This is a genomic window from Megasphaera cerevisiae DSM 20462 (genome assembly GCF_001045675.1).
Taxonomy (GTDB): domain Bacteria; phylum Bacillota; class Negativicutes; order Veillonellales; family Megasphaeraceae; genus Megasphaera; species Megasphaera cerevisiae.
In genome coordinates, this window is record NZ_LEKT01000014.1 from 14,544 (window position 1) to 33,770 (window position 19,227).

General features: G+C 44.8%; 16 protein-coding genes and 1 other annotated feature. Of the genes, 2 read left to right on the forward strand and 14 right to left on the reverse strand.

The features are described from left to right. Positions 1–170 precede the first annotated feature (170 nt). From AB840_RS05825 to AB840_RS05880, 12 genes are all read right to left on the reverse strand, one after another. Positions 171–905 carry an alpha/beta fold hydrolase gene (locus tag AB840_RS05825; RefSeq protein ID WP_048513896.1) on the reverse strand — a complete coding sequence of 245 codons (735 nt, stop codon included), beginning with the start codon at positions 903–905 and terminating at the stop codon, positions 171–173. A gap of 14 nt (positions 906–919) precedes the next feature. Beyond that, positions 920–1,390 (reverse strand): hypothetical protein, encoded by a 471-nt coding sequence (locus AB840_RS05830; RefSeq protein ID WP_048513897.1) that lies wholly within the window; start codon positions 1,388–1,390, stop codon positions 920–922. A gap of 12 nt (positions 1,391–1,402) precedes the next feature. Beyond that, on the reverse strand, positions 1,403–2,464 hold the full coding sequence (floA, locus tag AB840_RS05835) for a flotillin-like protein FloA (RefSeq protein ID WP_048513898.1): 1,062 nt from the start codon (positions 2,462–2,464) through the stop codon (positions 1,403–1,405). Between the two features lie 21 nt (positions 2,465–2,485). Then, entirely contained in the window at positions 2,486–3,790 is a 1,305-nt protein-coding gene (locus AB840_RS05840; protein ID WP_048513899.1) for an NfeD family protein, read from the reverse strand. Positions 3,791–3,814: 24 nt separating this feature from the next. Then, the gene (locus AB840_RS05845; RefSeq protein ID WP_048513900.1) at positions 3,815–4,216 is read right to left on the reverse strand and encodes a hypothetical protein; all 402 of its coding nucleotides are present in this window, start codon (positions 4,214–4,216) and stop codon (positions 3,815–3,817) included. A 324-nt stretch (positions 4,217–4,540) separates the two neighbouring features. Further along, positions 4,541–4,798 (reverse strand): autotransporter outer membrane beta-barrel domain-containing protein, encoded by a 258-nt coding sequence (locus AB840_RS05850; protein ID WP_159445805.1) that lies wholly within the window; start codon positions 4,796–4,798, stop codon positions 4,541–4,543. A gap of 90 nt (positions 4,799–4,888) precedes the next feature. After that, positions 4,889–7,531, reverse strand: coding sequence for an amino acid permease (locus AB840_RS05855; RefSeq protein WP_048513902.1), 2,643 nt, complete (start codon positions 7,529–7,531; stop codon positions 4,889–4,891). A 17-nt stretch (positions 7,532–7,548) separates the two neighbouring features. Next, positions 7,549–8,139, reverse strand: coding sequence for a cytidylate kinase-like family protein (locus tag AB840_RS05860; protein WP_048513903.1), 591 nt, complete (start codon positions 8,137–8,139; stop codon positions 7,549–7,551). A gap of 66 nt (positions 8,140–8,205) precedes the next feature. Further along, on the reverse strand, positions 8,206–9,423 hold the full coding sequence (locus AB840_RS05865; RefSeq protein ID WP_048513904.1) for an aspartate aminotransferase family protein: 1,218 nt from the start codon (positions 9,421–9,423) through the stop codon (positions 8,206–8,208). Between the two features lie 195 nt (positions 9,424–9,618). Beyond that, positions 9,619–10,197 (reverse strand): 5'-deoxynucleotidase, encoded by a 579-nt coding sequence (gene yfbR, locus AB840_RS05870; protein WP_048513905.1) that lies wholly within the window; start codon positions 10,195–10,197, stop codon positions 9,619–9,621. A gap of 8 nt (positions 10,198–10,205) precedes the next feature. Continuing rightward, positions 10,206–11,192, reverse strand: a complete 987-nt coding sequence (gene trpS / locus AB840_RS05875; RefSeq protein ID WP_048513906.1) for a tryptophan--tRNA ligase — start codon at positions 11,190–11,192, stop codon at positions 10,206–10,208. A 62-nt stretch (positions 11,193–11,254) separates the two neighbouring features. Beyond that, positions 11,255–11,500, reverse strand: a binding site (T-box leader). Between the two features lie 173 nt (positions 11,501–11,673). After that, positions 11,674–13,428, reverse strand: coding sequence for a cation:proton antiporter (locus AB840_RS05880; RefSeq protein WP_048513907.1), 1,755 nt, complete (start codon positions 13,426–13,428; stop codon positions 11,674–11,676). Positions 13,429–13,702: 274 nt separating this feature from the next. Between AB840_RS05880 and AB840_RS05885 the strand changes: the two genes are divergently transcribed. After that, positions 13,703–15,007: a purple acid phosphatase family protein gene (locus AB840_RS05885; RefSeq protein WP_048513908.1), complete on the forward strand. Its 1,305-nt coding sequence runs from the start codon at positions 13,703–13,705 to the stop codon at positions 15,005–15,007. Between the two features lie 81 nt (positions 15,008–15,088). Here AB840_RS05885 and AB840_RS05890 read toward each other — a convergent pair whose 3' ends face one another. After that, positions 15,089–16,681: an L-lactate permease gene (locus AB840_RS05890; RefSeq protein WP_048513909.1), complete on the reverse strand. Its 1,593-nt coding sequence runs from the start codon at positions 16,679–16,681 to the stop codon at positions 15,089–15,091. Positions 16,682–17,447: 766 nt separating this feature from the next. On the opposite strand from AB840_RS05890, the gene AB840_RS05895 reads away from it, so the two are divergent. Next, positions 17,448–17,654 carry a DUF1858 domain-containing protein gene (locus tag AB840_RS05895; RefSeq protein WP_048513910.1) on the forward strand — a complete coding sequence of 69 codons (207 nt, stop codon included), beginning with the start codon at positions 17,448–17,450 and terminating at the stop codon, positions 17,652–17,654. An 85-nt stretch (positions 17,655–17,739) separates the two neighbouring features. On the opposite strand, the gene sstT is transcribed toward AB840_RS05895, so the two are convergent. Then, positions 17,740–18,996, reverse strand: coding sequence for a serine/threonine transporter SstT (gene sstT, locus AB840_RS05900; protein WP_048513911.1), 1,257 nt, complete (start codon positions 18,994–18,996; stop codon positions 17,740–17,742). Positions 18,997–19,227 lie beyond the last annotated feature (231 nt).

Here is a 19,227-nt window from a genome sequence, read left to right on the forward strand (position 1 = left end):
CTCCGGTACGGTATTTTTTATATGTCAGACAGACTGACAGGCAGTTTTTTCTGCTTGTAGAAGTCTAAAACAGACAGAAAAAGTCGTATTCTCCGTCTGTTCAGTACAGAAAATACGACTTTTTTCCAAAGCATCGGTCTATATTTATAGATTTTGCAGTGTGCCAAGCATTATATCCTGATCACACGGTCCAACCACTGAATGGCATCTCCCATCATATTGGTCGTAACAAAATGACCCAGTTCTTCATAGGCTATCGATTCTGACATAATCCGGCGGTCCTGTACAATTTTTTCCATATACAGCGCTTGCGCAGCCGGATCAACGACAGTATCAGCACTGCCATGAAGAGATAGAATAGCTCGTCCGGCAAGCTTATCCGTATATAGAAACGGATCCATAGACCGCAGCTGCATTGAAAGTGTTTTAAAGCTTCGGGGCTTTTCAATATGAAGTCCGGCACGAAAGCGCCTTTCCGATTCATCCCACCAGCCAGACCCGTTCATGGCAACAGCAGCGGTAAACTCCGTATAATGAGTCATGACGCCAAGTGCTGTAAAACCGCCCATTGAATGGCCCATAACGGCCAGCGGTACACCAGGCCGCCATTCTCGCGAGTATTCCACAAAGGAGGCCGCTTCCCGCAGATTTTGGAAAATAGTCTGCCAAAATGCCGCATATGCTTCTGGACTATCATACTTCACAGTCCCTCGTTCACCATGATTGACGGCTTCAGGAATAAGAACGTCATACCCATATGCTGCCAATAAATGCCCCCGAACAGATTGATATTCCTTCTGAGACGACCAGCCGTGATAAAACAGGACGATTCCCTTTGGCATTTCCCCACAGCTAATTTGCAGGGTAGGAATACCGTCGATATGTATTCGTTTTTCCTTTATCATGTACAAAACCTCATCTATTCGTTAAAATATGTATTTCGGTGCTTGCGCAGAGCCAGCGGCGGCTGCAGCAGTTCCGACCACACCAAGCCGGCATAAATATCCCGCGCCTCCGGAGCTATGCCGCACCAGGGTCTTTCCTGGACAGAAGCCGCTGCAGGCAAAACCGCTCCGCGAATGCTCTGTGACCGCATTGCCGCTGTTCCAGGAACCGGCATGCTTACCGTCGTACGGGGCAGCGGGACCGGTTTCGGAGCTGGCTGGGGCACAGGCTTGCTCTGCACTGGCTGCGGCGTTTTTTTCTCAGGAGCAGGCTTGCTTTTTATTTCCCCAGGCACTTCATGACGAGGTTCCTGCCTTTGTTCCGACCGCGTTTCTCCCGGACCAGGCAAAGGCTTTTTTCGCGTGGGATAGCGTCTTTTCCGGCGTAAGATATCAGGCAGGGAAAAGACGGCCATCAGCAAAATGACAACCCATATATAATCCATAAAATCACCTGCCTACTTACGATTTGTATCAGAGGGCGTCATATCATTACCCTTATAATGATCTTCAGCAGCCGGAGCCGGAGCTGCGGATTTGCTTTTTGGAACGCCGGCCTGGGCTACGGCTGTCCGCATCTGTGTATCAGCCATAATGTTTTTCATGTTGTAATAATCCATAACGCCCAGCTTGCCTTCCCGCAAAGCCTGTGCCATTGCCAACGGCACTTCGGCCTGTGCCTGAACAACCTTAGCCTGCATTTCCTGCGTATATGCCTGCATTTCCTGTTCTTTAGCAACAGCCATAGCACGCCGTTCTTCCGCCTTGGCCTGCGCAATCTGCTTATCGGCGTCAGCCTGATCCGTTTGAAGACGGGCACCAATATTCCGGCCCACATCAACATCGGCAATATCAATGGACAGAATTTCAAATGCGGTACCGGCATCAAGACCCTTGCTGAGAACAGTCTTGGAAATTTCATCAGGATTTTCCAGTACGCGAGAATGATCAGCTGCTGAGCCGACACTGGTAACAATACCTTCACCGACACGAGCAATAACTGTCGCTTCGCCAGCCCCGCCAACCAAACGATCAATATTAGCCCGAACAGTTACGCGGGCCCGCACCTTAAGTTCTATCCCATTTTGAGCCACAGCAGAAATAAACGGAGTTTCAATAACTTTCGGATTCACGCTCATCTGCACTGCTTCTAACACATCGCGACCGGCTAAATCAATAGCGCAGGCCCGTTCAAAGGTCAGCGACATAGTAGCCCGATGCGCCGCTATTAAAGCATCGACAACACGATCTACATCCCCGCCTGCCAGATAATGCGCTTCCAGTTGATTTACGTTGACATCCAGGCCGGCCTTGTTGGCTTTAACAAGCGGCAGAATAATCTTAGACGGCACGACACGGCGCAGCCGCATGCCGATAAGATTGACTATACCGACAGATACACCGGCCGCCATTGCCGATATCCACAGGCCAATAGGCACAAAGTGCAGAAACAGAGATATGATAATAATGACTGCGACGATAACAATAATCGGCACAGCAACAAACGTAAGAATAGACATAGAAAACCCTCCTTTGTGTGGTTATAATCGTTTCGGAACCGGCTCAACAACAACCCGTGTTCCTTCGACCTTGACGACGCGCACCTCCACGTCACGGTCTATGAAAGAACCGTTAGAAACGGCATCTATTCGTTCTTTGCCGATCCGCACGGCTCCGGAAGGACGGAGAATCGTAATCGTCCTTCCCCGCTGATACAGATACTTGCTTTTGTCCTGTTGAGCCGAATATCCTTTTTCCCCTGTTGAGCGTGTCGTCAGGGCTATTTTTGCCAAAAGACGGCTTTGGGGCAACCGCCTTCCGATACAATAGAAAAGAATGACTGCAATAATGGTTCCTCCGGCTAATATATATACGGCATCAAAAGTCGCTCCCAGCATATAAAACAAGCTGCCGAAAAGTAAAATAACTCCGACGACACCAAAGACGCCTACACCAGGCGAAGCCAGCTCCAGAGCAATGAAAACCAGACTGCCAATAAACGCAGCAATGATTTTTAAATCATTTGCCAATGATTCATCACCGGAAAAGACCAGCATCCCCCCCAGCAGAATAGCCGTTACAATGCCAATACCCATACCGGCCATTTTAATTTCCGCAAAAAGAGCGGCTAAAATCAAAGCAATAAAAATCATGCGAACATATGGGTTTTGAAGAATTCCAATAAAAATATCTTTCCAGCTTTTTGTTTCATAGTATACGCTGGCATCTCCCAGACTAAAAAGACGCAGCGCCTCTTCCACTGAACCGGCCGTGCCTTCGGCAACATTAAGCGCTCGAGCCTGCACATCCGATAATGCCAGAATCTGTCCTGGTTCCGCATAGCCGGGAAATCCGTTGGTCTTATCCACCATTGCCTCAGCAACACGAGGATTGTGTCCCATATTGGCCGAAGTAGCGCTGAATTCCGATTTTAGGGCTGCAATATTTTTTTCCGTATTCGGAATCGGTTCAGCCGCTCCTATACTGCTCCCCGGCGCCATAATAATATGGCGGCACGACAGGGCAATCAGTGCCCCCGCAGACCATGCTCTTGATGGGATATACGCAATCGTCGGAACAGACGCAGCCTGCAGCATATCTCTTATTTTCAGCGCACTGTCTACACGACCGCCTAATGTGCTGATAGATACAACAACAGCTTTATCCTGATTCTTTTCAGCTTCTTCCAGACCGCGCTGTACCAGCGCAGTCTGGCTGCTGTCAATTTCTCCGGAAATAACGATAACCCGGACCGTATCTGCCGCCGCAGCAGGCGGTACGGCCGCTGCCATAATCACGACAAGAACTCCAATTAAACAAAGTGCAATGCGTTTTGGTACAGTCATCTGTCCACCTCCTGACGCAATACATTATTCAGTCTTTTTATCCTCCCGGATACATCGAAAGTATCCTGCCTTTTGAAGATTTTTCAACTCTTCTGACGAAATATTGCGGGCCGCCTGCTTTTCCAGTTCTTCAACAGGCTTAATGTCCATGATATGAATTTTATCAATGACCGCATCATATACTGCCGCCGGCTTGTTTTCGCGAATCCATTCCAACATATGATTAAGCCATTTGCGGCATGACCATGCACCATCTCCATGATTATGGCCCCGTAATATTTTCACCTGCTCCTGTTCCGGTATTTTTGCAAGAAACCAATTCCACTTTTCCCGGGCAATTAGATACCTGTACAAGGCATCTACATCTCGAATATGCTGTTCCTGCAATTCCAATGTATATCGTGACCAAAATAAACTGAGTGTCATAGGACTACCTCCATCTTAAAATCCTTGGTACTGATGTTGCTTGGTATCATTATACCATAATATCATGCCATTCCACAGTATCCTATGAATCATTCCACAACCGCCTACGAAATCCCTCTTTTTTCATACAAAAAAAAAACGATTTTCTTTATCCATATGACTTGGCATAAGCAAACTATACATACAGATTGCAATCAAAAGCAACCGCAGCAGACATGTAAAACAAAACAGAGACCTGTCAGGCTGTGCATATTCCCTTATTTTAAGAGGCAAAAAAAGGAAAGCCCTGTCATCAGAGCCTTCCTTTACCTGCCACCAGTGTCTCTAAAATATCCAGCGCACACCAGCATTCCACTGCCAATGCTGACCAAATTCCCCGCCGCCGGTGCCTTCAGCTATATCAAAATACACACAGCGGCCGTCACTAAAGCGAATATCAGTGCTGATACCATATTCAATCCATGTATCTCCATAATTCTGATCCAAAGAAACCATATCCCTTTGGTTATTGGCCATCTGTATTCCTGCAGCGCCTCCAAATTCATACAACAGATTCAGCTTAGCATATATATTTATATGCATATTGACATCTCGCCCAACGTTAAATTTGTATATGATATTCATTCTCTTTGTTTGTATTAAATTATTTTATTTCCACCAAGTTGTCTAAAATTACGGTTCCAGCACTCTTTGAGACACCTGTATATAATCAGACGATTCCGCGATATTGTGATCTGCGGCATATTTTAAATAGGCATCAATCATTCGCGTCAGATCTTCTTTACGGATTTCCAAATCAGCAAGCCGCATATCCAAATGCAGTTTTTTCACTATTATCATCACACGGACGGCGCAGTCTTCTGCAGTAAATCCTCCCAGTGCCCGTGACAGCCTGCCATAGGTAAATATATCTGATTGATACACCGTTTCAAGAACAATCGGGTAAATCGCGGGAAGAACTGTCATATAGTCCATGTGAATAAAGGCTGCCGCCCTCTTCATCCCTTCAGCCAATACATTTCCAGTACTATAACCGGTCATACTGCCAATCATACTTCCCAGCACGACCTCTTCCCAAGCACTTCGCGTCGCTGTCCCTTCATATACTGCCGGAAGATTATCTGCCAGCAAGGACATGCCATATAGCGCCATTGCTCCGACCAGAGGCTGATTGGGCTGTGATGCAAAGGCATCCATGTTTTTGCACAGCGCAGCAAATCCAACCGTGGCAATTTCTTTTTTAGTCATCCGCTTCATGCAATCCGGATCAACGATGACTGTCCCGGCAAGAAGACTTTGACTTTTAAATTCTTTAATATTTCCTTCACTGTCTGACGCAGCAAAAACCATACTGCACCCTTCATCAATATCATAGGATGTAGGGATAAAGGCCAGCGGCAAAGCCTCCTTTTGTCTGCCTATTGACCTATCAGGCCAGCTGGTACCATTGGAAACAGCGTACGCAATGCTTTTGGCGCACGCCATGACTTCACTGCCACCAACGGCTACTACAAAATCACAGCTTTCCTGTTTTGCTTTTTCCGCGCCTGCGGCAGTCATAACATTCGTTATATTGCCACCGGCATGAGCAAATACTGAATAGGATAATCCCACAGCTATAAAGCTATCCGTAATGCCGTCCAAAAACGTGCCGATACTCCGCGTACCCGTATCGGTGACAACAAGAGCCTTCTTACCGCAAGATTTCAAAAGAGAACCGGCTTTCCGGCTTTTACCGGAACCAAAAACCATATTGACAGGCATACAGAAAGAAAAATTAATGGGTCGTACGGCATATGTGACCGGCCCATCGGACTGTACGTCCTGAAGTGCCGCTGCCATTGCCTGCCCAAAAACGAAATCTCGTTCTTCGTCTGCCGCACTGTCAAGTGCCACATCAATATGCGTTGCAAAATTAACCCCGTATTGGGCCTTGCAAAATCCTCCAAACATGACGCCAAGAATTGACCAGCCCAATACCATAGCCCATTCTTGTGGAACAAGTGCTGCCCCGGAGCCGGGAATCATATACATCGCCACCATAAAGCCGGACATAATAACGGCACAGATACCAACAATCTTATAATGACGCACCTTGTACGGTCTTGCCATATCTGGTTCCTTGGTTCGCAAGATAATAAAAGAAACAGACACCAGGCAGTATGCCAGGCAGCAGCCGAAGTTTCCTGCATCTACGACCCATACCAACATCTTTCTGCCAAAAAACGGAGCGATAACAGACAACAAACCGATAAGAAGAAGCGCATTGATCGGTGTTTTGTATTTTTCATGCAGCTTAGCAAAGATACGGGGAATCATATAGGATTCCGCCATAGAATACATTGCCCGACTGCCGCCAATAAGGAATGAATTCCAGCTTGTAATAATACCGCAGAGCCCTCCGATAATCAGCACTTTGGCCATCATTGAGCTGCCGAAAGCCACAGCCATAGCATCTGCCGTAACAAGACCACCGGCACTTTTCATGGAAAGAGCAATGGCAGAATTGTTCATGACATATCCTACACCGCCAATAATCAGTGCATAGAATAATACAGCCAATACAATAGATAAGATCAATATCCGGCCGATCTTTTTCAGCGAAACCGTGATTTCTTCCGCTGCCTGCGGAATAACGTCAAATCCGATAAAGTAAAAGGGTGTCATAACGGCGACTGCCAGGGTACTCTTTAGCATATCTCCGGTGGATGCTCCCATAAAGATCTGATTATCCAGGTTTGCCGAATTTCCGGTCAACGCAGCTGATGCGATAAGAAGTATGCCGACTCCGCCGATAACCACCGTCAAAACGGTCTGTAAAATAGCGGCTGTCTTTGCCCCGATAATATTGATATATGTAATAAGCACTGAAACAATAATGGCTACAGCCAACCATGAAGCATAAATATCAAATCCCGCAACAGAATATAAATAGCCTTGCAAAAAGTCAGGATATAAATAGGTAATAATCGTCGGCAACGCACAGGCTTCAAAGCATACGACGCTGACATAGCCCAATACGATGGCCCAGGTGCAAATGAAAGAGCCTATAGGTCCCATGGCCTTAAAGCTAAAAACATGTTCGCCGCCGCACTGCGGCATTGCCGATGTCAGTTCTGCATATGTAAGACCCACAAAAAACACCATAATGCCGCCAATGACAAACCCCAGCATGGCCCCGGCCACCCCGCCCTTCTGAATCCAATCACCCGTGGAGACGACCCATCCCCAGCCGATCATGGCACCAAAAGCAATGACCAGAATATCCCAAGCACTCAGCACTTTATCAAATTCCGATTTTTTTGTTGCTTCCATACCCTATCCCCCCTATATTACTCTTCAAATCTCATTTCAACGAACGCCTGAATGAATTTTGCTGTCCGTTCCCATCCCAGAACGCTGCTGTCTACCAACAAATGCCGATTATGGCGATCTCCCCGATAGGTACCAGTAATATATTTATAGCGACGGTGAAGCATGTTGTCATAGTCACGGATGAGCTCGGCAGCATGCCGTCTGGACAGCTTCATTTCATCCATTACCGTCTGAATACGCGTATCTGAGGGCGCATATACAAATATATTCAGTACATCGTCTTCTTCCTTGAGAATATAGTCACTGCACCGGCCAATAATGACACAAGAGTGCTTAGCCATCTTGTGAATGACTTCAAATTGCGTATAAATAACTTTATTGGACAAGTTAGCATATCGCGTTCCCAACGTCGTATTAATGCCGAAGGGAACAAAATTTTTATTATCCGCCTGTTCTACCAGCTGTTTATCAATGCCGATCTTTTCAACAACCTTATCTACCAAATCGCGGTCATAATATTCAATACCTAATGATTTTGCCAGCATTTTGCCGATTTCCGGACCGCCGCTGCCAAATTCACAGCCTATAGTAACTACAAAATGTCTCATTTATTATTCCCCCTAACACCGGTGCCTGCCGTCCCCCAACAGCAGGCTTCTTTTCAAGATGCAAGATCAGGATATTTCTTCTACAGCTTCTTTAATAATCCCGATTGCCATATCCACATGTTCCTTACCTAAAATCAACGGCGGCACGAGACGCAAAATGGATGTACCAATAGCCGTAGTCAGCAGCTTCTTGTCAAAGCATTTATGTTTTATATCCACACTGCTGATGCCATCTTCAAATTCAAGCCCCAACAGCAACCCTTGTCCGCGAGCTTCCTTTAATTTAGGAATATGCAAACGAGCCTGCTCCAGAAAATACGTTCCCATTTCTTTCGCATTGCCAGCCAGATTTCGATCCAATAATTCTGTAACTTCAGCCAGGGCAGCTGCGCAGCAAACACAATGTCCGCCAAAGGTACTGCCATGAGAACCTGCCGTAAAAGCTTGTGCCACCGTATCCGTCGCGCAAATAGCTGCAATCGGCATACCGCCGCCCATGGCCTTGGCCATGGAAACAATATCCGGCTTAATGCCGTAATTCATATACGACATAACCGCACCAGTACGGCACCAACCGGTCTGCACTTCATCCAACAGAAGCAGCATGTTTTTTTCATCACACAGTTTACGCAAACCCGTAAGGAATTCTGGCGTTGCCGGATGAACGCCTCCTTCTCCCTGGACCGGTTCGACCATAATAGCAATCGTATTTTCCGTTACAGCCGCTTTAAACGCATCAAGATCATTAAAATCCGCATAGGTAAAGCCCGGCGTCATGTCGCCAAAATCAATTTGGCAGGCATTATCCGGCTGCCCTGTCGCGCTCATGGCGCCAAAGGTGCGTCCATGGAAAGAATTCTTGGCTGTAACAATATCAAATTTATGCGGTCCAAAGGCCTCCACACCATATTTGCGAGCCATTTTAATCATAGCTTCATTGGCTTCTGTCCCGGAATTCTGATAAAATATTTTGTCCATACCAATGGCTGTGCATATTTTTTCAGCAAGCAACGCTTGTGGCACCGTATATGGGTAATTAAAAGTCTGCATAATATCCATAACCTGATCAACAACTGCCAACACAACTTTGTCGTTGCAGCTGCCAGAGCTGTTGACAGCAATACCCGCATAAAAATCAAGGTATGGCATCCCATTTTCATCGTAAACGTACATCCCCTTGGCCCGTTCGGCAATCATATCGAATCGTTCATATGTTTCGATCATGTACTTATTTACCTTCGCCTTAATGTCTTCCTTCGTCAAACCCGCATCACGCAATCTCATGAAAAAATTCCCCCTTAAACATATTGCAAACTACATTTCCGATAAAACAAAAAAGACAGAGGCAAGGAAACCAGCGAATCGCCGGGGCTTCTTTGCCTCTGTCTTTGTGAACTTATCTGTTAACAGAGTACTACGTTGTTCATTTATTGTCAAGCATGTTTACTTATTTTGTTTTTATTTATATAACACAAGTTGTTATGAATTAATATCGTCCAGCGACAGCCGAAAACTGGGTGCATATTCATTCATAAAAATATCCACTTCAGGCATATGCAGTTCCTTCAGCTTGGCCTCAATTGCATAATACGCTTCATTAAACTCTCTGTTGCCGGCCGTTATTTCCTGAAGACATTTTAAATACGCGCTCAACGTGTCTGCCGCTTTAACAAAAGGCCACACAGAATCTTCTTCCGCATCTCTGAGAAGCGGAAGGTAGGCACTCTGCAATTCTTTCGGCAGCGCAGCAATCAACCGCTCCTGCGCCAACTGTTCTACTTCTTTATACGTGCTTCGCATACGCGTATTAAAGTATTTAACCGGTGTGGGCATATCGCCCGTAAAAATTTCCGCCGCATCATGATACAGGGCAAGTACCGCCGCCTGACGCGGGTCTGTATGTCCGCCGAAATACGTATTGCTGAGCACGCATAAATGATACGCGATCATGGCGGTCTGCAGAGTATGTTCTTGTATATTTTCGTCTTGTATATTGCGCATCAGCCCCCAGCGGCGGATAAATTTCATTCGCGCTAGAAGAGCAAAGAAATGACTCATAGACACCTCTATTTCCGGTATAATCCCATAGCATGTACCGCTTTTTCATAAGTCGCATTTGCTTTGGCATGGGCTTTAGCCGCACCCTTTTCGAGAATATCATCTAATTCCGGAGCATTGACAAGTTGATTATACCGCTGTTGAATTGGTTCAAGGGCAGCAACAACCGCATCGGCAACATCCTTTTTAAAGACACCGTAGCCTTTGCCGGCATATTCTTCCGTCACCTGATCGTGTGTTTTGTCAGTTAGTGCCGATAAAATTTCGATTAGGTTGGATATTCCCGGCTTACCGATCACATCATAATGAACGGAATTTTCACTGTCCGTTTGCGCCCGTTTGATTTTCTTTTCAATGTCCTTGGGATTGTCAAGAAGATAAATTGTCGCTGTCGTATTATCATCTGACTTACTCATTTTTTTAGTCGGTTCCTGAAGACTCATGACACGGGTACCATCATGTCCCAAAAGAATTTCCGGCAACGTGAACACATCACCGTAGAGGCGATTGAAGCGCTGCGCCAAATCACGGGTAATTTCCATATGCTGTTTCTGATCATCACCGACGGGAACATAGTTGGTCTGATACAGAAGAATGTCAGCAGCCATAAGAGGCGGATACGTCAGCAATCCGGCTGGAATAGAATCTCCCCGTTTAGAAGCTTTATCCTTGTATTGTGTCATCCGTTCCAATTCACCTACATAAGCTAACGTCGTCATAATCCATCCAAGCTGCACGTGTTCCGGGACTTCAGATTGGACAAATAAAATAGACTTTTCAGGGTCGAGACCCGATGCAATATAAATAGCCGCCAATGCCCGTGTCCGTTCGTGAAGCAGCTGGGGATCCTGCGGAACCGTGATAGCATGTTGGTTGACTACACAATAATAGCATTCATTGCCTTCTTGTACCTTAGAAAAATTGCGCAGGGCCCCTAAATAATTACCCAGAGTAAGATTTCCACTTGGTTGAATTCCCGAAAAAATAATTGACATAATAATGTCCTCCTTCATGCTTACTATGCGTTAATACGCAAAAAACCTTCCATCCTTATGTAAATAGGGACGAAAGGAAAGATATTTCCGCGGTACCACCCTGGTTGGCAAACAGCCCGGCTCTGGCATACACCAATACCTCAGTGCACGTCTCCCTGCTAACGGCGGAAGTTCCGGCGGCACCTACTGTGCATTCAGGCCGCATCTCCCGGGCCCATTCCCGTCACGGCCTCTTGCCGGACTCCCACTGCCTCCGGCTCGCTGAAAAGGGTGAAATGACAGTACTTGCTCCCGTTCATTGATTCTATAATATATTATGTGACTTATTTTATATCCTATACCGCTTCCTGTCAAGAAATCTATGCGTCTGAATACATTTCTGACTTCCTGCGGCAGACACTGTCTTAACCGGCTCGTCTGCCGGAAAACACAGGGTTCCTTTCTTTAACTGCCTGTGTTTTCCACTACGATATATTTTGCTTTATAATTTTTGTAAAACAGAAGTATTTTCAGACGGCTTCGGCGTTTCCTTTGGCCGCTGCTCCAAATGCCGTGCAATTGTTTCTGCCAATTCATTGGCGACGGCTTCTTCTTCAAAGACAATGCAATCCGTTCCGGATTGGCGCAGCAGTTCTCCATCATAGAAGAATCGGGTCCGAGCAAAAATTTCCATGCGGGGATTGCTGTTTTTAGCTGCAACGGACGCAGCAGCAGCACCGGCCGCATCAGGAATTGTAATAACAAAGCAGAGCGCTTTTTCTATTCCGGCAGCTTTTAATACTTCTTCCCGTGACACGTCGCCATATATGGCCAATTTTCCCTGATGGTGCAATTCAGATACCGTATTGATATTCATATCCACAATGACCGGTTCCAATCCATATTTTTCCAATATAGAAACCGCTTTCTTACCAGCAGGGCCATAGCCGGCAATCACAGCTCGCGGAGCTTCCGAATTGCATTCCTGCACATCCTGCTCACATATCTCTTTGATTTTTTCAGTATTCGCCGCTGTGCGGTAATTCAACAAATGCCAAAGCCATGAATTTCCCTTAGCCCATGCTTCGGCGGCGGGGACGTGATTCATAAAAAACGGATTGGCAGCAATCGACACCATTGCACAAACGATAAGGACACTGTAAATATCCTGCGAAATCAACCCCAGAGAGTATCCTGTCTGTGCCAAAATGAAGGAAAACTCACCGACCTGGGCCAAGCTTGCCGCTACCGTAAAGGCTGTCGTTACCGAATATCCCAAAACCGCAACGATCAAAACTGTTGCCAACGGCTTTATCAATATGACAATCAAGAACGATATCAATACGATTCCCGGCCGCTCCAGCAAAAATGCCGGATTAAAAAGCATTCCAACGGAAAGGAAAAAAAGAACGGCAAAAGCATCACGTAGGGGAATCAATTCTGCCCCGGCCTGATGACTAACATGGCTTTTGCCAACAACCATTCCCCCTAAAAAAGCCCCTAGTGCAAAAGATGCATTAAAGATATAAGCTGCCGTAACAGCCGTAAGAAACGCCGCGGCCAGCACGGTAAGCGTAAACAGTTCCTGTGAACGGGTTTGCACGATTTTTTTCAGCAGCCACGGCATAAGCCGCCCGCCGACTACAATGACCAACCCCCATAACATAGCCAACTTGGCTATGGCAAGAGATACTGACCACAGCAGCATCGTCACTGAAAGCCCGGTTCCAGCTGCCAGTGACGGCCCCACTGCAGGCAGCAGTACCAGCATAAGCACCGTAAATATATCTTCAACGACCAGCCAGCCTACAGCAACTGTTCCATGAATGGTATCCAGTTTACCACTGTCCGTAAGTACCCGCAGCAGCACAACTGTACTGGCAACGGATAGACCCAGTCCTAAAATAAGGCCTTCAACAAAAGAATACCCTAAAGCCATAGCAGCTGCAATACCACACAACGTAGCTGCCAGACACTGTACGATTGCACCCGGAATAGCGACTCCTTTTACCTCCAGCAAGTCCTCCATATGAAAATGGAGTCCTACGCCGAACATAAGTAAAATAATCCCCACTTCTGCTAAATTATTAGTCAGATCACTATCGGCTACAAAGCCGGGCATGTTGGGACCGATTAAAAAACCCGCTGCCAGATATCCCACAATGGGAGATAATCCCACACGCCGCGCCATGTATCCAAAAAGCAAAGCCAGACCAAAACCAATCGCCAGAATTTCCAGTAAATGATATGTATGCAATGCTGCCACCTCTTTTCTAGTATTTATGAAATAATAACAATTATTTATTGCTATTATACAGTAAAATAAGAATCATGTATACCTAAAAGAAAATTGTTCTTATTACTTATGTTATTTTAGCATAGATTCATCGATTAATATTCTTTCTGTTGATGCGTTTTTTTTATTAATCTTTTTCTGTTTTTATAAAGTGCTTGACTTAAAGCTAACTTTAAGTGTTATGATATTATTATTAATTTAGTTGTAGTGTAATCGAACCTCAGGAGGAGTATGCATGAACAAGAAAAAACTTACTGCACTGCTGATTCCGGTCTTCGTAATCACGTGTGCTGCCGCTTATACGTTTATTCCTGGCGCCAAAACAATAACACAGCAGAGTCTGAGAGCCACAAAATCCGTTGCCGCACATTATGAACTGACCAGCAGTGTCGATGCTATGAATATACGACAAGTTATTACAAAAGACAGCGCGACATCCCGGACCTTTATGTGGCAATCTGAGCTTGCCGAAAAAGATGCCGTCGTCGAATACCGCCGCCAAGGGGCTGATGATATTCTGAAATCAGCGGCAACAAACGAACGCTTTACCGACGATAACGTCACAACCTATATACATACGGCAACCGTTACTGACCTGATTCCGGGCACAGCATACAAATACCGTATCGGTTACGGTAAAAAGCGGAGCGAATGGATGCCTTTTCACACAGCACAGGGAAATAATTTTAAGGCTCTTATTTTCCCTGACTCTCAATCCAGCGACTATAGTGCCTGGGCAGCTACTTTGGATCCTGCCTGGCAGGCAAACAGCGATGCTCAATTTTTCATCAATATGGGCGATCTTGTAGATAATGGACAGGATCATTATCAATGGAATGCTTGGTTTGATGTGGTAGAAAATATGTCCCGTCAAATCCCAATTGCCCCTGTAATGGGAAATCACGAAACATATGATCGAGATTGGCAGGTCCGCAGGCCAATAGCTTACACTCATTTTTTTTCCTTACCGGCAGTAACACCTGACAAATATCAAAATCAATATTACTCTTTTGATTATGGTGATGTCCACTTTGCCGTTTTAAATACACAGATGTCCGAGCTGACCCAATTTCAGCCAGATATGCTGCAGGATGAAATCAACTGGTTTAAGGAAGATATGTCCCAAACAACAAAAAAATGGAAGGTTGTTCTTATGCACAAGGATCCCCTTCAGTATGCGTTTCAAAGCAGACCGCAGCCCCGTGAAGAAGGTTTTTCTGAAGAAGGAACGGTTTGGATGCCACTCTTTGATAAATACAATATTGATGTCGTATTATCGGCCCATCTGCACACCTATCGTACCCGCGGTCATATCCGTAATTTCCGGCGCGATGCGGACGGCCCTCTGTATATTATTACCGGTGTCGCCGGCAACGTCCGGTATCCGAGTTTATGGAAGCAGCACAGTCTTGACGAATATATTGCTCCACAGCCGGAAACAGATAATTATCTGACGCTGGAAGCTTCGGAAAACGCTCTCACAATTACAGGTTTTTTACCGTCTGGAGAACAACTGAATGCAGTATCCGTAAATAAATAGTATAGCAAAGCAAAAACGGCTGCCCACATGGACAGCCGTTTATATATCTTTCCCTTATGTCATGAATACCCTACATCCCTCTTAGAGAAAAATACTTTGACCAAAATAGCAGCAAATACCAGCAATAATGATATAGAAGACAAAATATTTTGCGATTTTCTGCATGATAACATTGGCCCAAATGCTTTTACGCAATTCGTCAGCCTTGCCTTCCTCAACTTTATTCTCTTTAATATATGCTTCCAAGGCCGGAGCTACAGCCCCGATACCAATAGCAATACTTTGCGGAGAAAACATTTTACCGATACCGGCCGACGCAGAATTGCAAGCCGCCAGCCAAAGAGCCAATTGGCTATTGCCTGGTGACATCTGCTGTGCTGCCGCAGTCTGCAACGGCCCAAAAAGAACGTTGCTGTTTGTACCGGAACCCGTAATAAAAGCACCTAGTGCACCGACCAGCGGAGCAAACGCAGGGTACATAGTACCCGTAGCTGCAACAAGAGCCCCAGCAATTTCTGCTGTCATGCCACTATAGGTCATCAATTTTGCCGTCATAACAACAGCAATAATTGTAATATATGTAAACTTCAAGCCCTTGAACGTGCTTCCTAACACGCCCAGCATTTCACCAAATCCAGTTTTCTGCACGGCTCCACCGATAAAGGCAGAAAGGAAAATCATAATACCCGGCGTTGCAATCCAAACAAAGGTATACGGTTTGGCACCAACTCCCTGATAAATGCTGACAGAGGTACGAATCGTGTTAAGCGGTCCATTGATAGCCGGAACCAAATTGGAGGTAATGATCAGCAAAATAAAAATTAAAATAAACGGCATGGCAGCTACAATCCCTTCATTTGAAGAGACATTGTGCGCTTCTGCTTCGACCCGGTATTCCGGATCATCAATTTTAAAGACTTTGGCACAAATAACGATAACACCCATAATAATAATCGACGGAGCAATAACTGCCAATTCAGGCCCCAGTGTCGAGGTAATAAGCAATTCTGGAAGAGCCAGCGCCAAACCAGCAAATAAAGTAGGCAGAAATACACCTTTCAACGCTTTGACACCACTGCCCATAATCATAACAACAAAGAACGGGCTGAGAATATCTAAAATAAAAAGCTGATATGTAATAAATTTACCTAGGCTGAGCGGGTCCAATCCGGTTAAAGAAGCCAAGGTAGTTGTCGGAATTGCAATCGATCCGAATGTCGTTGGCACGGAATTGGCAACAAGACAAGCCAAAATAGATTTAAGAGGGTTAAAGCCAAGTCCCACCATCATAGCTGCCGGAATAGCAACGGCGGTACCAAATCCTGCCATGCCTTCCATGAAAGCCCCAAAGCCCCATGCAAGAAGCAGTGATATGATACGCATATCCGGACTAACACTTGTCAGCATTGTTTTAATCGTATCCATAGCCTTCGTATGTACTACGAGGTTATAGGTAAAAATAGCCGCTGTAATAACAAGCAAAATAGGCCAAATGGCAAGAGCCACACCTTCCAGCGCACCAGAGGCCATAATGCCGGCTTCTTTTCCAAATGGAACTACGGCAACAATAAATGAAATGATAACTGCAATTGAGCAGGCCTTCCATGCGGGCACCTTAAAAATTGCCAGGCCTACAATTAGCCAAAGAATCGGTAATAATGCCAAAATAACCATATTATTTCATCCTCCTGTTTGTATTTTAATACAAAAAAAGTAAAGCATTCTTCCATTTTCACAAGCTTTCACAGCGGAGACACCTTGCCCGAATCATGTATTGCACAAAATAATTCTTTCGGCTGTCTTATGCGCCCTGTGATATTAAGCTCTCTTTATCACCTGCATTTCTTTATTTTTTTCCCTTTTAATAATTCCATACATTCTTTCCGTAATTTTCAAGGGTTTACTATCCTTATTTATTATTATAATGCATTTTTCGAATAAAGCAATATTCTATTCAATCATCGCAATATTAAAATATCTCCATTCTTTTTTAGCAACATTATGTATATTCATTTTTAAATTTCTTATTAAGCATAGATGTATAATACGTTTATTTATGTAGCTTTATTACTTTGCTCTATATATTTATCAGATATAGAGCACCTCTTCAAAATATTCTTCTAAAAACGATTTATCGATAATATCCCTGAAATTTTCAAATCATTGCAAAGGTATATCTGCCTGCCGTATATTTTCGTAGATAGTCCGAGACGTAATGAAAACAATCAGTAGTCTAAAAAAAAATGTCCAGCCAGGAAAATACAGCTGCAAGACTATATTTTTTTATCCGCTTTCGCTTTTTCCTTACCTCTCCTATCTTATTCATCAAATTAATTTTATCCTGCTTTATGCGTGCAATACCATAAAAATATGGTATAATAAAATCAATCCGAAAGTTCTTTCAAAACATACGGAAATGAATCTATAAGGAGGAAGGACTATGCCAGTAATCACAAGAGACACCGGTATTATCGAAGCTGTTCAAAAATATCCGCAGATTATTGAAATTTTCCAGGATTATGGTCTTGGCTGCGTGGGCTGCATGGCAGCACATTTTGAAACAATCGGCGAAGGCGCCGGCGCGCACGGTATTGATGTAGACGCTCTGATCGCTGATATCAATGATTGCATCACCGATAACAAATAATAATATGAAATGCCAAAAAAGACTGAGTCTCATGTGAATACATGTACTCAGTCTTTTTTTGTGCGCAGACACTATAATTACTATATTATACCCTGGTACGGCCTATTTTTATTTCGATTGGATTGTCCAGGCTATCCGGATAACCATGACGAGCAAAATCAGCCGCTGCCGTAAATAGAATATCGGTAGATGAATTCAGTGCCGTTTCTGTCGAATCCTGCAGAACGCCAATAATAAATCCGACACCAACGACCTGCATAGCCAAATCATTGGAAATTCCAAACAAACTGCATGCCATTGGAATCAGCAGCAGGGAACCGCCTGCAACACCGGAAGCGCCGCAGGCACCAATCGCTGATAACAGGCTCAGAAGCAGGGCAGTTGGAAAATCCACATAGATTCCCAATGTATGCACCGCAGCCAGCGTCATAGTGGAGATTGTAATCGCAGCCCCTGCCATATTAATTGTCGCCCCTAAAGGTATCGTGATCGTATAGGTATCGGCATTCACGCCCAACTGCTTGGCCAATGTAAGATTAACAGGAATATTAGCAGCGGAGCTGCGCGTAAAAAAGGCTGTCACACCAGAAAGTTTTATACATTTCCACACCAGCGGATATGGATTGCGTTTGATTTTAAAGTATACAATAACCGGATTGATAACAAAGGCAAAAAGCAGCATACTTCCCAGCAAAAGCACCAGCAGCTTTGCATATCCCATAAGAGCACCCATTCCATTAGAGGAAATGGAATCAGCAACAAGTCCCATAATGCCGAACGGCGCAAAACGAATGATCCATTGTACGCATAACGTAACAGCGTGGGCGCAATCATCAAGGACATTTTTGGTTGTCCCGGAAACACGCCGCAATGCGATGCCCAGAAGGATGGCCCAACCAAGAATACCGATATAGTTACCTTCTGTAAGAGCATGTATCGGATTATCAACAATATTTTTCAGCAGTGTAATCAACACTTCTGCAATCCCTTCCGGTGCTTTATTTGCTGCGGCACTGACATCAAGCTGCAGTGTAAGCGGAAATACAAAACTGATGGCAACGGCAAATAAAGCCGCTAAAAAAGTTCCGATCAAATATAATATAATGACTGATTCGATATTAGAATCATGTCCGGCCTGTTTTCTGCTCAACGCAGATGCCACAAGCACAAAAACCAATACCGGCGCAATCCCCTTCAGCGCGCCTACAAACAAAATGCCCAGCAGAGACAATTCTTTTCCTGCCGCTGGAAACACCACAGCGACAGCGATCCCGATAATCAGTCCGATAATAATTTGCTTAATCAGGCTGACTCTTGTAAAAAATTTTGTCAAACAATTCATGTCAGATCCCCCTTTGATGATATGAAAACACCTGTACTGTAGCGGCTTTATTTATTAACCAAGTACAGTTGTGTATTATACATCTCACAGGAAATAATTTCAATAGGAATTCAAAAGTATCGATATACAATCCATTACCTGACCATATATTAAAAAAATCTCCGCGCCGTTTCTTTTTTAAACCCAAAACGGCACGAAGATTTTAATTTATAGTTTATATTTTTTCTGCTA

Coding starts and splice junctions, on each gene's coding strand:
- AB840_RS05885 (WP_048513908.1), top strand. CDS start 13,703: ATGAACAAGAAAAAACTTACTGCACTGCTGATTCCGGTCTTCGTAATC.
- AB840_RS05895 (WP_048513910.1), top strand. CDS start 17,448: ATGCCAGTAATCACAAGAGACACCGGTATTATCGAAGCTGTTCAAAAA.
- AB840_RS05890 (WP_048513909.1), bottom strand. CDS start 16,681: ATGGTTATTTTGGCATTATTACCGATTCTTTGGCTAATTGTAGGCCTG.
- AB840_RS05845 (WP_048513900.1), bottom strand. CDS start 4,216: ATGACACTCAGTTTATTTTGGTCACGATATACATTGGAATTGCAGGAA.
- AB840_RS05825 (WP_048513896.1), bottom strand. CDS start 905: ATGATAAAGGAAAAACGAATACATATCGACGGTATTCCTACCCTGCAA.
- AB840_RS05855 (WP_048513902.1), bottom strand. CDS start 7,531: ATGGAAGCAACAAAAAAATCGGAATTTGATAAAGTGCTGAGTGCTTGG.
- trpS (WP_048513906.1), bottom strand. CDS start 11,192: ATGTCAATTATTTTTTCGGGAATTCAACCAAGTGGAAATCTTACTCTG.
- AB840_RS05830 (WP_048513897.1), bottom strand. CDS start 1,390: ATGGATTATATATGGGTTGTCATTTTGCTGATGGCCGTCTTTTCCCTG.
- AB840_RS05865 (WP_048513904.1), bottom strand. CDS start 9,423: ATGAGATTGCGTGATGCGGGTTTGACGAAGGAAGACATTAAGGCGAAG.
- floA (WP_048513898.1), bottom strand. CDS start 2,464: ATGTCTATTCTTACGTTTGTTGCTGTGCCGATTATTGTTATCGTCGCA.
- sstT (WP_048513911.1), bottom strand. CDS start 18,996: ATGAATTGTTTGACAAAATTTTTTACAAGAGTCAGCCTGATTAAGCAA.
- yfbR (WP_048513905.1), bottom strand. CDS start 10,197: ATGAGTCATTTCTTTGCTCTTCTAGCGCGAATGAAATTTATCCGCCGC.
- AB840_RS05860 (WP_048513903.1), bottom strand. CDS start 8,139: ATGAGACATTTTGTAGTTACTATAGGCTGTGAATTTGGCAGCGGCGGT.
- AB840_RS05850 (WP_159445805.1), bottom strand. CDS start 4,798: ATGCATATAAATATATATGCTAAGCTGAATCTGTTGTATGAATTTGGA.
- AB840_RS05840 (WP_048513899.1), bottom strand. CDS start 3,790: ATGACTGTACCAAAACGCATTGCACTTTGTTTAATTGGAGTTCTTGTC.